Raw genomic sequence first — 13,711 nt, 5'->3', positions numbered from 1 at the left:
CTCTTCATTCCATCCGCATCCACGAGGACACCATGAGCCAGAACGACGTTGAATTCATCGGCATGATCCAGGGCCAGAAGGTCTCGGAGATCCACGCCGCCAAGGGCCCGGCCATCGACCGCGACTACGTGCGCGCCTTCGCGCAGGCGCACGAGAACGCCGGCTTCGACCGCGTGCTGGTGCCGCACCATTCCACCAGCCCCGATGCCACGCTCACCGTGGCCTACGCGGCCTCGGTGACCGAGCGCATCCACTTCATGCTCGCGCACCGCCCGGGCTTCGTGGCGCCCACGCTCGCGGCGCGCCAGTTCGCTTCGCTCGACCAGTTCAGCGGCGGCCGGCTCGGCGTGCACTACATCTCGGGCGGCTCCGACGAAGAGCAGAAGCGCGACGGCGACTGGCTCGACCACGACCAGCGCTACGCCCGCACCGACGAGTACCTCGAGGTGCTGCACAAGGTGTGGACGGCCGAGAAGCCCTTCGACCACGAAGGCGCGCACTACCGCTTCCAGAACGCGTTCTCCGAAGTGAAGCCGGTGCAGACGCGCCACGGCAAGCCGCACGTGCCCGTGTACTTCGGCGGCGCGTCGGAGGCGGCGATCCCGGTCGCGGGCAAGTACGCCGACGTGTACGCGCTGTGGGGCGAGTCGCTCGACCAGGCGCGCGAACTCACGTCGCGCGTGCGCGCCGAAGCCGCGAAGCACGGGCGCAGCGTGCGCTTCTCGGTGTCGTTCCGCCCGATCCTGGCGGAGACTGAAGACGCGGCATGGGCGCGCGCCGAGAACATCCTGGCGGAGACGAAGCGCCTGCGCGTGGTGCAGGGCTACAACCGCGGCGGCCCGCAGCAAAGCGAAGGCGCCAAGCGCCTGCTGGCCGCGGCCGAGAAGGGCTCGCGCCTGGACAAGCGCCTGTGGACCGCGGTCGCGCAGGAGATCGGCGGGCGCTCCAACAGCACCGCGCTGGTCGGCACGCCCGAGCAGGTCGCCGATGCGCTGCTCGACTACTACGACCTCGGCGTGACCACCTTCCTGATCCGCGGCTTCGATCCGCTCGAAGACGCGACGGACTACGGCCGCGCACTGATTCCGCGCACGCGCGAACTCGTCGCGCAGCGCCTGCAGTCGCAGCGCAAGGCGGCCTGAGCCATGAGCGCCGTTCTTTCGATCGACCGCCACGCGGCCCAGCCGCTGAAGCTGCACGCGAACCCGCAGCAGAAGCACTGGTTCGACCCCATCCCGCCGCGCCCCACCGTGCAGGCCGAGCGCCGCCACCGGCAGGAGCGCCTGGCGGGCGCCTTCCGCCTGTTCGCGCGCTTCGGCTTCGCGCAGGGCCTGGCCGGCCACATCACGGCGCGCGACCCCGAGCTGACCGACCACTTCTGGGTCAACCCGCTGGGCGTGCACTTCTCGCGCATCAAGGTGTCCGACCTGCTGCTCGTCAACGCGAAGGGTGAAACCGTCGTCGGCGACCGGCCGCTCAACAAGGCCGCCTTCGCGATCCACGCCGCGATCCACGAGCACAACCCGAACATCGTGGCCGCCGCCCACACGCACTCGACCTACGGCAAGGCCTGGTCCACGCTGGGCCGCAAGCTCGACACGCTCACGCAGGACGCCTGCGTGTTCCACGACGACGTGGCGCTGTTCGACGACTTCACCGGCATGGTGGTCGACACCAGCGAGGGCGATCGCATCGCCCGCGCGCTGGGCGACAGGAAGGGCGCCATCCTCAAGAACCACGGCATCCTGACGGCCGGCCCCACCGTGGAGGCCGCCGCGTGGTGGTACATCGCGCTGGACAACGCCTGCCACACGCAGCTGCTGGCCGAGGCGGCGGGCACGCCGCAGCCGATCGACGAGGCCACCGCGCGCCACACGCACGGCCAGATCGGCGGGCCCGAAGGCGCGATCCATTCCTTCGACAGCCTGTACGAAGGCCTGGTCGAGGCCGAACCCGAACTCCTGCTTTGACGATGAACCCCCGGAGCCTTTCCCCGATGAACGCATCCCTTTCCCGCCGCAGCGTGCTGCGCACCGGCGCCGCCGCCGCCGTGGTCGCCTCGGGCGGCCTCATTGCCTCGCAGGCCTTCTCGCAGCAGGCGCGCAAGCTCACCTTTGCCTGGAACGCCGCCGCGTTCTGCCTCTCGCCCGTGGTGGTGGCGCAGGAGCGCGGCTACTTCGAGCGCAACGGCCTGCAGGTGGACCTCGTCAACTACACGGGCTCGACCGACCAGCTGCTCGAATCGCTCGCCACGGCCAAGGCCGACGCGGCCGTGGGCATGATCCACCGCTGGCTCAAGCCGCTCGAATCGGGCTTCGACGTGAAGATCGTCGGCAGCTCGCACGGCGGCTGCGTGCGCCTGGTGGGCGCCAAGGACGCGGGCGCCACCAGCCTGGCCAGCCTCAAGGGCAAGATCATCGGCGTGTCGGACATCGCGAGCCCGGGCAAGAACTTCTTCTCGATCCTGCTGGCCAAGAACGGCATCGACGCCGACCGCGACGTGACCTGGCGCCAGTACCCGGCCGACCTGCTCGACATCGCGGTGAAGAAGGGCGAGATCCACGCCATCGCCGACGGCGACCCGAACGTGTACCTCATCGAGAAGCGCAACCAGGGCACCTTCGTCGAGCTCGCGAGCAACCTCTCGGGCGAGTACAAGGACAAGGTCTGCTGCATCGTCGGCGCGCGCGGCGAGCTGGTGCGCAAGGACAAGGCGACCGTTGCCTCGCTGGTGCGCGCCATTGCGCAAGCCTCCGACTACGTGGCCGAGAACCCGAACGAGTCGGCCAAGCTCTTCGCCAAGTACTCGCCCAAGGTGCCGGTCGAAGACCTGCGCGCGCTGCTGGGCACGCTCACGCACAACCACCACCCGCTGGGCCGCAAGCTGCGCGACGAGGTGGAGTTCTACGCGCGCGACTTCCGCGGCGTCGGCGTGCTCAAGAAGACCACCGACCCGGTGCGCTTCGCGGAGCACGTGTCTTTCGATCCGCTGGCATGAGCGCCGTCATCGACCGGGTGCTCGAGGCACCGCCACCGGCACCGGGCAGTTGGCGCCGCCCTGGCATCGAGAAGGCCGCGCCGGCCGCCGTGTTCGCGCGCCCCGCCGAAGGCTTCTGGCGCACCGGCGCGCTCGCGAGCGCGGGCTGGATCGCGCTGGGCCTGCTCACCGTCTATTGGCCCAACAAGGCCGTGGGCTTCAGCGACTGGGCCTACACCGACGAGTTCGGCATTGCGGCCATCGCCATCGGCGCGGTGCTGCTGCTCGTGGCGCTGCTCGGCGCGCGCGCGGGCCGCGTGGCACGCACGTTGCGCCCGGCCGGGCCGTGGCTGGTCGCGCTGCCGGTGCTGTTCGCCCTCTGGGAGATCGCCACCGCCAAGCTCGCGCTGCTGCCCACGCCGTTCTTCGCGCCGCCGCAGAGCCTCATCGAGACCTACATCGACGACTGGCGCCGCCTCGGCGAAAGCCTGGCGCATTCGGCGCGGCTGCTCGCCCACGGTTTCGTGCTGGGCGCGCTGGCCGGCTTTCTCACGGGCGTGACCATCGGCTGGTCGCGCATCGCGGGCTACTGGGTGCATCCGGTGCTGCGCTTCGTGGGGCCGGTGCCTGCTTCGGCGCTGCTGCCGCTGGCGTTCTTCTTCTTTCCGTCGAGCTACGCGGCGGCCGTGTTCCTCATCGCGCTGGCCACGGGCTTTCCGGTGGCGGTGCTCACGTGGTCGGGCGTGGCGGGCGTCAACCGCAACTACTACGACGTGGCGCGCACCATGGGCGCGAGCGAACGCTTCCTGGTGCTGCGCGTGGCGATTCCCGCCGCGCTGCCGCAGGTGTTCGTGGGCCTGTTCATGGGGCTGGGCGCCGCCTTCTCGGTGCTGGTGACGGCCGAGATGATGGGCGTGAAGGCCGGGCTGGGCTTCTACCTGTCGTGGGCGCAGGGCTGGGCCTCGTACTCGAACATGTACGCGGCATTGATCGTCATGGCGCTGCTGTGCTCGGGCCTGATCACGCTGCTGTTCAAGGTGCGCGACCGCGTGCTGTCGTGGCAGAAGGGGACCGTGAAATGGTAGCCACCGCTGAAGCCAAGGTGCGCCAGGCTGGCGCGCAGATCGACATCCACGGCGTGAGCCACTGGTTCGACGTGCCGGCGGGTCCGCTGCAGGTGCTCGACGACATCGACCTCACGGTGAAGCCCGGCGAGTTCGTCGCGCTGCTCGGGCCGAGCGGCTGCGGCAAGTCGACGCTGCTGCGCCTCGTGGCCGGGCTGGAGCCCGCCACGGCCGGGCGCATCACGCAGGACGGCGCACCCATCACGAGGCCCGACCCGTCGCGCATCGTCGTCTTCCAGGACCCGACGCTCTACCCCTGGCGCAGCGTGTGGGACAACGTGGCGCTCGGCCTGCAGGCGCGCGGCGTGCTCAAGGCGCAGCGCGGGCGCGTCGACGAGGCGCTGAAGCTCGTCGGCCTCACCGACTTCGCCAAGGCCTTTCCGCACCAGCTCTCGGGCGGCATGGCGCAGCGCGTGGCGCTGGCGCGTGCGCTCGTCAACGACCCGCAGCTGCTGGTGCTCGACGAGCCGCTGGGCAAGCTCGACTCGCTCACGCGCATCGCGATGCAGAGCGAGCTGGTCAACCTGTGGCAGCGCGCGGGCTTCTCGGCGCTGCTGGTGACGCACGACGTGGAAGAAGCGCTGTTCCTCGCCAACCGCGTGATCGTGTTGAGCGACCGGCCGGCGCGCATCGCGGCGGAGCTCGTGGTCGACCTGCCGTACCCGCGCCATCGCGGGCACGCGCGTCTGGCTGAACTGCGCCACGAAGCGCTGCGCCACTTGGGGCTCGACGCCACCTGGTAGATGTAGCTCGCCCCCAGGCTGCGCGCACTTCGTGTCGCTTCGCCAACCCCCTACCGGGGGCGGGCCGGCCGCTTCGGGCGGCCGTGCGCGGCGGCCCCCTTGAACAGATATGAACGCTCTGCCGGAAGCCGACTGGCTCAATTTTCTGATCGACCTGCTCCAGGGCGCCCAGGTGCAACTGCTGCGCGTGCTCGATGCGCTTGGCCTCGTGCGCCATGTGCACGGCCAGCCGGCGTGGCCGTGGGCGCACCGGTTGTCGGGCGAGAACCTGCTGATCGACCTGGGGCAGGCGCGCAGCCTCGCGTGGACGCTGGCGTGCGTCGGCGTTGCCTTGCTGCTGCTGTTGATCGCGTTGCTCTGGCGGCGCCCGCGCTGGTACCTGCTCGCGCTGGTGCCGATGCTGCTGATCGCCGTGCCCTGGCCCCATGCGAACGTGGTGCTGGTGCCTGCGACGCCGGCGAGCTTCCACGCGTCACCGACCGGCTTCACGGCCACGTCGATCGCGCAAGGCCGCGTGCTCTACGCGCAGCACTGCGTGAGCTGCCACGGTGCGGACGGCAAGGGCGAAGGGCCGCTGGCCGCCTCGCTGGCCGTGTGGCCGCCGAACCTCACGGGCCCGCTGCTGTGGCGCCGCGCCGATGGCGACCTGCTCTGGCGTGTGCTTCATGGCACCGCCGCCATGCCCGGCTTCGGCGGCACGCTCGACGCGGCCGATGCCTGGGCGCTCATCGACTACATGAAGGCGCAGGGCGCGGGTCAGAGCCTGCGTGCGCTGGGCCACTGGCCGCAGCCCGTCGGCCTGCCCGACATGGCGGTGCGCTGCGGCGCGCAAGCGCCCCGGTCGCTCGCGCAGTGGCGCGGGCAGCGCGTGCGCGTCGTGGCGGGCGCCGTCGCGCCGAGCGAAGACCCGCGCCTGGTGACGGTGCAGCTGCTGCCCTCTGCGTCGAACGCAGGGAATGTCACCGCCGATTGCGTGGCCGATTCACCGGCCGCGTGGGAGGCGCTGGCGCTCATCGCGGGCACCGACCGGCTCGCAGGCATGCAGCTCATCGCCGACCGCGACGGCTGGCTGCGCGTGCGCGGCCTGCCGGGGCAGGCCGGCTGGTCCGACGACGACCTGCTGTGCCGCAGCGACAGCCCGCCAGCGGCCTCGGCGAAAGGCGCCGTGCTGCCACCCGATGGCCTGAGCGCGCTCATCGCCCGCATGGACGCCGAGCCGGTGCGCTTCGTCAAGGGCGGCTTCATCCACTGATTTCTTTTTTCACTGCTTCCACGGAGAACGAACCCATGACCTCGCACCTCGACCGATCGCGCCGCCAGCTGCTTGCCGGCGGCCTTGCCGCTGCCACGACCGCCACCTTGCCCGCCTTCGTGCGAGCACAAGGTCGTCCGGTACTCAAGGCCGGCGACCAGAAGGGCGGGCTGCGCGCGCTGCTCGAAGCGGCGGGCGGGCTCGAAGGCCTGGGCTACGACATCCAGTGGTCGGAGTTCCCGGCCGCCGCGCCGCTGGCCGAGGCGCTCAACGCGGGCGCGGTCGATTCGGGCCCGATCGGCGATGCGCCGCTGATCTTCGCGCTCGCGGCCGGCACGCGCGTCAAGGCCATCGGCGCGAACCGCTCGGACGCGTACGGCACGGCGGTGCTGGTGCGGCCCGATTCGCCGCTGAAGACTGCTGCCGAGCTCAAGGGCAAGAGCGTCGCCACCAACCGCGGCTCCATCGGCCACTACGTCACGCTCAAGGCGATCACGGCGGCGGGCCTCAAGCCCGAGGACGTGAACCTGCGCTTCCTCGCGCCAGCCGATGCCAAGCTCGCACTCACGCAAGGTTCGGTCGATGCCTGGGCCACCTGGGAGCCCTACACCGCGCTGGCCGAAATCAGCCGCCATGCGCGCGTGCTGGTCAGCGGGCGCGGCCTGCTGCCGGGGCTGAGCTACCTCGCCGCGACCGATGCCGCCATTGCCGCCAAGCGGCCGGTGCTGCAGGACTTTCTGCAGCGCGTGGTGAAGGCGCAGCGCTGGTCGTACCGCAACGTCGATGCGTTCTCGGCCACGCTCGCACGCATCATCGGCATTCCGCCCGAGGCGGCGAAGCTGCAGTTCGAGCGCCGCCAGCAGCAGTGGGTCGCCATCGACGCGCAGGTCATCGCCGACCAGCAGGGCACGGCCGATTTCTACCGCCAGGTGGGGCTCATCAAGCAGCCGCTCGACGTGAAGGGCACGTTCGACACGGGCTTCGGCACGGCGGCCTAGAACCGCCGTTCGAGCGCCTGCACGCGGAAGTCCTGCGGCGCGATGCCGTAGGCGCGGCGAAAGGCGCGGCTGAAGTCCGAGGCGCTGCGAAAGCCCGCGCCGTAGGCGATGTCGGTCACCATCACATGCGGGTAGCGCGCCAGGTCGCTCGCCGCCTGGCGCAGCCGCAGGCTGCGGATGTAGCTGCCCAGCCCGCCTTCGTGCTGGAACATGCGGTACAGCGTGGGGCGCGGCAGCTGCAGCGCGGCCAGCACGCTCTCGGGCGTGAGGTCGGCGCGGTGCAGGTGCGTCTGCACGTGGCGGCGCACCCGGTCGAACATGGCGGCGCGTGCCGCCGCGCGCGCGTTGCCGTCGAAGCCGGCCTGCTTGCCGAAGGCCGACACCACCAGCTGCGCGCCCGTGCGCACCGCGCTCTGGGCCGCCGCCGGCGTCATGCCGCCGATGTGGCGCGCCAGCGAGATCGCGTGCCCGGCCGCCAGCCGCGCCAGCGGCGTGGTGCAGGCCAGCGTGCGCCCGTGCAGGGCCTCGGGGTCGGGGAAGCTCTCCTGCACCAGCGCGCCGGGCACGAAGAAGGTGTGGACGCGGCAGTCGTGGCGCCGCATGCGCACCGGCTGGTTCATGTCCAGCGCGAGGATGGTGGGCGTGCCGGTGGGGGCGGGCGGCGGTTCGCCCTTGCGGCGTGCACCCGGTGTGGCGCGCACCCGCAGGTCGTCGACGCCGCCTTCCTCGAACACATGGAACACGAAGTCGCGCACGCTGTCGGTCGACACCCGGGCCAGCGAGCGCTCCAGCACCAGCGTGTCGGAGCGGCATTCGGTGAAGACCAGGCCGCCCACGTCGTAGCGGTCGATCGCGGCGTGGAAGGGGCGCTCGAGCGCGTCGCGCGAGGGCAGGGCGTCCATCACATGGCCGACGCGTGCGCGCCAGGCCAGGAACTGCCGGTCGGGCGGCTCTGCGTGCACGTCGAAATGGCTGTGCGCCACGCCCGGGGGAGAGAGGGGGCGTTCGGAGGCCGCGGCGGCGCTGGATGTCATGGGCGAGGTCGGAACAGCGCCAGGGCGTGTGGCGGGCTTTTCCGCCAAATAGTACTAACTAAGCGTTAAAAAATCACAGATTTCGCGGAATTCTCCCAAGAACTGAGACGGATGGTCAAGGCTGTTTACAAAGCGCCCTCAGGCTCGCAGCAGGCGTCCTGCATGGCAATTTCATTGCACAGGGACACCGGGTTTACTTTTCTCCCAGCGTTGATCGACCGAGCGAGCATTGACATGTCCAAAGGAAGCGCCGAGCTGCGTGCCATTTCGGAACTGGACGACGCACCGCCCTTGAGCCCCGCCGTGGCCGCGAATGCCGCAGCGCGGCTCTTTGCCCAGGCCAACCAGCTGGAGCTGGCCAACCTGATGGCGGCGGTCGAGCGCGGCGACGTGTGGGCGGCTGCGCGCACGGCGCGGCAGATCCTGTGCGACATCGAGGAAGCCGCGCTGGAGGCGCACGGGCTCGACAGGGCGCACGAAGAAACCGGCGACGAGGGCCTGCTCTCGCCGCGCGAACTGAAGGTGCTGGAACTCGTGGCCCAGGGCTGGAGCAACCGGCGCGTGGCCGAGGCGCTGCACCGCTCCGACAGCACGGTCGCCAGCCAGATCAAGAGCATCTACCGCAAGCTGTCGGTCCATTCGCGCACGCAGGCCGTGCACGAGGCCACGCGGCGCGGGCTGCTGCGCTCCTCGGGCGCGACGCAGCGCCGGGTGATCAGCTTCCCGGGGCCCGGGCCCGCGCGCGGCTGAGCTCAGGCGGCCTTGCGCGTGCGTGCCCTGGGCGTGCCACCGGCCGGCGGCAACTGCTCGCGCAGGTAGGCCAGGAAGGTGCGCACCACCTCCGGCAGCGTGCGGTCGGCCAGCGTCTGCAGCTCGACCGAGCGCCCGCGCATGCCGGGCTTGCGGATCTCGGCCGCCACCAGCTCGCCGCGCTGCACGCGGTCGCGCACCGTGATCTCGCCCGTGATGGCCAGTCCGCCGCCCTGCAGCACGAAGTTGGCGAGCGCCTCGAAACGGTTGCTCACCAGCACGGGCTCGAACACGAGGCCGCGGTTGCTGCAGCCCACGTCGAACAGCTGGCGCACCGTGTTCTCGGGGCTGCCCAGCGCGATGGGGAAGGGATGCATCTGCGCCAGCGTCACGCTGCGCGACTTCGCCAGCGCATGGTCGGGCCGCATGATCGCGAACACCGACGCCGGCTGGCGGTGCTCGACCCGGATGCCGCGCACCGCCGCGCGGCTGTAGGTCAGGCCGATGTCCGCTTCGCCGAGCAGCACGGCGTCGCTCACCTGCGTCGGGCCGGTGGCATCGAGCCGGAAGCGCACGCCCGGGTACTGTTCGCGGAACGCCGCGATGGTGCGCGGCAGGAACTCGTTGGCAAAGCCCGAGGAACAGGCGATGCGCACGCGTCCGCTCAGCGGCCCCTGCAGCGCCTGGATGTCCGACAGCACGCGCTCGGCCTCCAGCGCGCCGCGCAGGGCGTGTGCCGCCAGCAGTTCGCCCGCGGCGCTGGGCACCATGCCGCGCGGGCGGCGCTCGAACAGCGGCGCGCCCACCAGGGTTTCGAGCGTGGCCACCTGGCGGCTGATGGCCGAGATGCTGACGTTCAGCCGCGCGGCCGCCTCGGTGAGCGAGCCGGTGCGGGCCACTTCGAGGAAGTAGCGCAGCGAGGTTTCCTGCAGGCGGCGGCTGGGCATGGGGGAGTGTGAGGTTTGCAAGGAATGCAAAGGTAGCTCAAGAAAATAGCAATTGTTGAAAAGGTGCCCGCTTTTTATGCTGCGCAGACACCCCGTTCCCCGTCCTGCTCCCTTCTGCGCTGCCATCCATGCCCACTCGTTCCCCCTGCTTTTCCCGCCGCCTGATCGCGCTGGTGCCCACGGCCTTCCTGCTGCTCGGCCACGGCCTCGCGCAGTCCGCCGAACTCTCGCCGGCCCAGGCCGAGCGCCATGCGCAGGGCACCTACCGCGAGTACTTCGAGTTGCTGGCCCTGCCCAACGACGCCACCGTGCCGGAAGACATCCGCAAGAACGTCGACTGGCTGGAGCAGGCCTTCCGCAAGCGCGGCTTCACGACGAAGCAGCTGCCCAACAGCGGCAAGCCGATGCTCTTCGCCGAGTTCCCGGGCAGCGACCCCGCGCGCAAGACGGTGCTCTTCTACATGCACCTCGACGGCCAGCCGGTGATCCCCGCGCAGTGGGCGCAAAAGAGCCCGTGGACGCCCGTGCTCAAGCGCAAGACAGAGAAGGGCGAGTGGGAAGAGATCGATGCGGCCCCGCTCTTCAGCGGCCCGCTGGACCCCGAGTGGCGCGTGTTCGGCCGGGCGTCGGCCGACGACAAGGGTCCGATCATGATGCTGCTGGCGGCCATCGACGCGCTGAAGGCCGGCGGCGGCCAGCCGGCGGTCAACGTGAAGGTGATTCTCGACAGCGAGGAAGAAAAAGGCTCGCCGTCCATCAGCCAGGTCATGCAGGCGCACCGCGAGCTGCTGCGCAGCGACGCCATCGTGATCCACGACGGCCCCATGCACGCGACCAACCGGCCCACGCTGGTGTTCGGCAACCGCGGCGCGGCCGATGCGCGGCTCACCGTGTACGGCGCCAAGGTGCCGCTGCACAGCGGGCACTACGGCAACTACGCGCCCAACCCGGCGCAGCGCCTGGCCAGCCTGCTGGCCACGATGAAGGACGACACGGGTCGCGTGACCGTGCCCGGCTACTACGACCGCGTGAAGATCGGCGAGGCCGAGCGCAAGATCATGGCCGCCGTGCCCGACGACGAGGCCGCGCTCAAGCGCCGCCTGGGCATCGCCCGCACCGACCGGGTCGGCGCCAACTACCAGGAGGCGATGCAGTACCCCTCGCTGAACGTGCGCGGCATGGCCTCGGCGGCCGTGGGCGACAAGGTGGCGAACATCGTGCCTGACAAGGCCGAGGCCGAGATGGACCTGCGCACCACGCCCGACTCCGACGCGCCCTACCTGGGCAAGCTGATCGAGGCGCACATCGTCAAGCAGGGCTACCACCTCGTGAAGGGCGCGCCGACCGACGAGGAGCGCGCCCGCTACGACAAGCTCGCCAGCTTCAGCTACCGCAGCGAGGGCGCCGACGCGGCGGGCTCGCCGATCAACTCACCGATCGGCCAGTGGGCCTACAAGGCGCTGACCGACACCTTCGGCACCACGCCCGAGCCGGTGCGCATCCGCATGATGGGCGGCACCGTGCCGACGGCGGAAATCGTGCGCGTGCTGCAGGTGCCGTTTGCGATCATTCCGCTGGTGAACGCCGACAACAACCAGCACGCGGCGAACGAGAACCTGCGCATGGGCAACTACGTGACCGGCGTGCAGACGGTCTACGCGCTGATGACGCACGGGTTCTGAGCCCGGGCGCCCATCAGGCCCCCTTGCCGGGCTTCTGCGCCTGCTCGCATTCCACCTGGACCAGTTCGCGCTGGTCCAGCGTGGCGCCGAAGCGCACTGCGCTGAGGCAGCCGCCCCACACGCAGCCGGTGTCGGTCGAGAGCAGGTCGGGCCGCGAGAGCCAGCCCAGCGTCGACCAGTGGCCGAAGGCGACGGTGGCCGCGGCCGTCTTGCGGCCCAGCACGTCGAACCACGGCAGGTAGCCCTCGGGGCCGGGAATGGCGCCGTCCTTGCTCTCGAACTCCATCACGCCCTCTGGCGTGCAGTAGCGCAGGCGCGTGAGCGCATTGACGATCACGCGCAGCCGCGCGTGGCCCGTGAGCGCGTCGTCCCAGTGGTCGGGTGTGTTGCCGTACATCTCGTGCAGGAAGTCGCCCAGCGCGGGTCCGCGCAGCACCGACTCGACCTCCGACGCCAGCGCCAGCGTGTCGCCCACCGTCCACTGCGGCAGCACACCGGCATGCACCATCAGCAGGTCGCCGCCGCCGATCTGCATGTGCAGCGCCATGTGCTGCTGGCGCAGCCAGTCGAGCATCGCCTCGCTGTCGGGTGCGGCCAGCAGACCGGCCACCGTGTCCTTGCGGCCGCCCTTGCGCACGCCGTGCGCCACGCCCAGCAGGTGCAGGTCGTGGTTGCCCAGAAGGCTGCGTGCCGAGGCGCCGTAGCCCTGCAGGCGGCGCAGCACCGCGGCCGAATCGGGGCCCCGGTTGACCAGGTCGCCGAGCACCACGAGCGTGTCGCGGCTGGGAGAGAAATCGATCTTGTCGAGCAGCCGGCCCAGGGGGACATCGCAGCCCTGGACGTCGCCGATACAGTAAAGTGACATTCCCTCATTCTCTCCCCCCGTTCATGGATGTCTTCCTGCTGGCCTTGCTGACCACCCTCAATGCGGTGTTCGCAATGTCCGAAATGGCCCTTTCCACCAGCCGCCGCGCACGCCTCGCGGCCTTGGCCGAAACGGGGGACACCGGGGCGGAGGCTGCGCTGAAGCTGATGGAATCGCCCACGCAATTCCTCTCGACCGTGCAGATCGGCATCACCTCCATCGGCATGCTCAGCGGCATCGTGGGCGAGGCCGCCTTCGCGGCGCCGCTCGCGGTGTGGATGGAAGGCCTGGGCATGGGCGCCGGCACCTCCAGCATCGTGTCGACCGCGGTGGTGGTGACCTGCATCACCTTCTTCACCATCATCTTCGGCGAGCTGGTGCCCAAGCGCATCGGCCAGCTGTACCCCGAGCCGGTGGCACGCTTCGTGTCGCGCCCCATGCGCGGGCTGGCCAAGGGCGCCAAGCCCTTCGTGTGGCTGCTGGCCGGCGCCACCGCCACCACGCTGAAGCTGCTGCGCATCGACGCCAACGCCGCGCGCTCGGTGACGGAAGAAGAAATCTCGGCCAGCCTCGAAGAAGGCGTGGACGCCGGCGTGATCGAGCAGCACGAGCACCAAATGGTGCGCAACGTGTTCCACCTGGACGACCGCCGCCTGTCGTCGCTCATGATCCCGCGCGCCGACATCGAATGGCTCGACGCCTCCAACACCGTGGCGCAGGCGCTGCAGAAGGTGGCGGACGCCGCGGCGCTCAACCTCGTGCACTCGTGGTACCCCGTGTGCCGCAACTCGCTGGACGACGTGGTCGGCGTGATCAGCGTGGCGCACCTGCTGCGCCTGGGTTCCGGCCACAAGGGCGTGCTCGGCCAGGAAGCCACGCCCGCCGTGTTCGTGCCCGAGACGCTCACCGGCATGGAGCTGCTCGAGCAGTTCCGCACGCGCGCCGGCCGGCTCGTGTTCGTGGTCGACGAGTACGGTGTGGTGCAGGGCCTCATGACCCCGCGCGACCTGCTCGAGGCCATCACCGGCGAGCTGCAGCCCGGCATGCAGGCCGACGCGTGGGCCCACCAGCGCGCCGACGGCATGTGGGAGCTCGACGGCCTCATGCCCGTGTCGGAGCTGCGCGCGCGCCTGGGCATCCGCGAGCTGCCCGATGAAGAGCGCGGCCGCTACAACACCGTGGCCGGCCTGCTCATGTCCGTGTCGGGCCACCTGCCCGCCGTGGGCGAGCACATCGATTGCGCCGGATGGTGCTTCGAGGTCGTGGCGCTCGAAGGGCGCCGCATCGACCGCGTGCTGGCGTCGCCGGACCCGGCCGCGCCGCAAGAAGACTGAAGAGG

The 13,711-nt window shown here is 70.5% G+C and carries 13 protein-coding genes; 10 read left to right on the top strand and 3 right to left on the bottom strand.

The genetic code is table 11. The features are described 5' to 3' along the window. The first annotated feature begins 32 nt into the window (after positions 1-32). The 7 genes from AC57B8_RS33320 (at position 33) to AC57B8_RS33290 (ending at position 7,094) form a co-directional block, all read left to right on the top strand. On the top strand, positions 33-1,142 hold the full coding sequence (locus AC57B8_RS33320) for an LLM class flavin-dependent oxidoreductase (RefSeq protein ID WP_496481998.1): 1,110 nt from the start codon (positions 33-35) through the stop codon (positions 1,140-1,142). Between the two features lie 3 nt (positions 1,143-1,145). After that, positions 1,146-1,970, top strand: a complete 825-nt coding sequence (locus AC57B8_RS33315; RefSeq protein ID WP_159277950.1) for a class II aldolase/adducin family protein — start codon at positions 1,146-1,148, stop codon at positions 1,968-1,970. Positions 1,971-1,996: 26 nt separating this feature from the next. Further along, on the top strand, positions 1,997-2,998 hold the full coding sequence (locus AC57B8_RS33310; RefSeq protein ID WP_070061730.1) for an ABC transporter substrate-binding protein: 1,002 nt from the start codon (positions 1,997-1,999) through the stop codon (positions 2,996-2,998). Then, positions 2,995-4,062: an ABC transporter permease gene (locus AC57B8_RS33305; protein WP_496481997.1), complete on the top strand. Its 1,068-nt coding sequence runs from the start codon at positions 2,995-2,997 to the stop codon at positions 4,060-4,062. Before AC57B8_RS33310 ends, AC57B8_RS33305 begins: the two co-directional genes overlap by 4 nt. Further along, entirely contained in the window at positions 4,056-4,844 is a 789-nt protein-coding gene (locus AC57B8_RS33300) for an ABC transporter ATP-binding protein (RefSeq protein ID WP_496481996.1), read from the top strand. Before AC57B8_RS33305 ends, AC57B8_RS33300 begins: the two co-directional genes overlap by 7 nt. A gap of 109 nt (positions 4,845-4,953) precedes the next feature. Next, on the top strand, positions 4,954-6,096 hold the full coding sequence (locus tag AC57B8_RS33295) for a c-type cytochrome (RefSeq protein WP_496481995.1): 1,143 nt from the start codon (positions 4,954-4,956) through the stop codon (positions 6,094-6,096). A gap of 35 nt (positions 6,097-6,131) precedes the next feature. Continuing rightward, positions 6,132-7,094 (top strand): ABC transporter substrate-binding protein, encoded by a 963-nt coding sequence (locus tag AC57B8_RS33290; RefSeq protein ID WP_496481994.1) that lies wholly within the window; start codon positions 6,132-6,134, stop codon positions 7,092-7,094. Here the strand turns inward: AC57B8_RS33290 and AC57B8_RS33285 are convergent. After that, positions 7,091-8,128 carry an AraC family transcriptional regulator gene (locus tag AC57B8_RS33285; RefSeq protein ID WP_496481993.1) on the bottom strand — a complete coding sequence of 346 codons (1,038 nt, stop codon included), beginning with the start codon at positions 8,126-8,128 and terminating at the stop codon, positions 7,091-7,093. The genes AC57B8_RS33290 and AC57B8_RS33285 overlap by 4 nt on opposite strands. A gap of 234 nt (positions 8,129-8,362) precedes the next feature. Between AC57B8_RS33285 and AC57B8_RS33280 the strand changes: the two genes are divergently transcribed. After that, positions 8,363-8,878 carry a response regulator transcription factor gene (locus AC57B8_RS33280; RefSeq protein WP_496481992.1) on the top strand — a complete coding sequence of 172 codons (516 nt, stop codon included), beginning with the start codon at positions 8,363-8,365 and terminating at the stop codon, positions 8,876-8,878. Positions 8,879-8,880: 2 nt separating this feature from the next. On the opposite strand, the gene AC57B8_RS33275 is transcribed toward AC57B8_RS33280, so the two are convergent. Beyond that, positions 8,881-9,825 (bottom strand): LysR family transcriptional regulator, encoded by a 945-nt coding sequence (locus tag AC57B8_RS33275; RefSeq protein WP_496481991.1) that lies wholly within the window; start codon positions 9,823-9,825, stop codon positions 8,881-8,883. A gap of 128 nt (positions 9,826-9,953) precedes the next feature. Here AC57B8_RS33275 and AC57B8_RS33270 point away from each other — a divergent pair, with 128 nt between their 5' ends. Next, positions 9,954-11,507 carry a M20/M25/M40 family metallo-hydrolase gene (locus AC57B8_RS33270; protein WP_496481990.1) on the top strand — a complete coding sequence of 518 codons (1,554 nt, stop codon included), beginning with the start codon at positions 9,954-9,956 and terminating at the stop codon, positions 11,505-11,507. Between the two features lie 13 nt (positions 11,508-11,520). Here AC57B8_RS33270 and AC57B8_RS33265 read toward each other — a convergent pair whose 3' ends face one another. Then, positions 11,521-12,372, bottom strand: a complete 852-nt coding sequence (locus tag AC57B8_RS33265) for a symmetrical bis(5'-nucleosyl)-tetraphosphatase (RefSeq protein WP_496481989.1) — start codon at positions 12,370-12,372, stop codon at positions 11,521-11,523. A 23-nt stretch (positions 12,373-12,395) separates the two neighbouring features. Between AC57B8_RS33265 and AC57B8_RS33260 the strand changes: the two genes are divergently transcribed. Further along, entirely contained in the window at positions 12,396-13,706 is a 1,311-nt protein-coding gene (locus AC57B8_RS33260; protein ID WP_095744233.1) for a hemolysin family protein, read from the top strand. The last annotated feature ends 5 nt before the right edge of the window (positions 13,707-13,711 follow it).

The organism is Variovorax sp. BGA-UO-ETr-C22, from assembly GCF_059567965.1.
Note: the sequence above shows the minus strand (reverse complement) of the source record. Positions and strands in the feature narration are given on the sequence as shown.

Excerpts from the sequence above, each read along its gene's own strand:
- AC57B8_RS33320 (WP_496481998.1), top strand. The coding sequence starts at position 33 with ATGAGCCAGAACGACGTTGAATTCATCGGCATGATCCAGGGCCAGAAG.
- AC57B8_RS33315 (WP_159277950.1), top strand. The coding sequence starts at position 1,146 with ATGAGCGCCGTTCTTTCGATCGACCGCCACGCGGCCCAGCCGCTGAAG.
- AC57B8_RS33310 (WP_070061730.1), top strand. The coding sequence starts at position 1,997 with ATGAACGCATCCCTTTCCCGCCGCAGCGTGCTGCGCACCGGCGCCGCC.
- AC57B8_RS33305 (WP_496481997.1), top strand. The coding sequence starts at position 2,995 with ATGAGCGCCGTCATCGACCGGGTGCTCGAGGCACCGCCACCGGCACCG.
- AC57B8_RS33300 (WP_496481996.1), top strand. The coding sequence starts at position 4,056 with ATGGTAGCCACCGCTGAAGCCAAGGTGCGCCAGGCTGGCGCGCAGATC.
- AC57B8_RS33295 (WP_496481995.1), top strand. The coding sequence starts at position 4,954 with ATGAACGCTCTGCCGGAAGCCGACTGGCTCAATTTTCTGATCGACCTG.
- AC57B8_RS33290 (WP_496481994.1), top strand. The coding sequence starts at position 6,132 with ATGACCTCGCACCTCGACCGATCGCGCCGCCAGCTGCTTGCCGGCGGC.
- AC57B8_RS33285 (WP_496481993.1), bottom strand. The coding sequence starts at position 8,128 with ATGACATCCAGCGCCGCCGCGGCCTCCGAACGCCCCCTCTCTCCCCCG.
- AC57B8_RS33280 (WP_496481992.1), top strand. The coding sequence starts at position 8,363 with ATGTCCAAAGGAAGCGCCGAGCTGCGTGCCATTTCGGAACTGGACGAC.
- AC57B8_RS33275 (WP_496481991.1), bottom strand. The coding sequence starts at position 9,825 with ATGCCCAGCCGCCGCCTGCAGGAAACCTCGCTGCGCTACTTCCTCGAA.
- AC57B8_RS33270 (WP_496481990.1), top strand. The coding sequence starts at position 9,954 with ATGCCCACTCGTTCCCCCTGCTTTTCCCGCCGCCTGATCGCGCTGGTG.
- AC57B8_RS33265 (WP_496481989.1), bottom strand. The coding sequence starts at position 12,372 with ATGTCACTTTACTGTATCGGCGACGTCCAGGGCTGCGATGTCCCCCTG.
- AC57B8_RS33260 (WP_095744233.1), top strand. The coding sequence starts at position 12,396 with ATGGATGTCTTCCTGCTGGCCTTGCTGACCACCCTCAATGCGGTGTTC.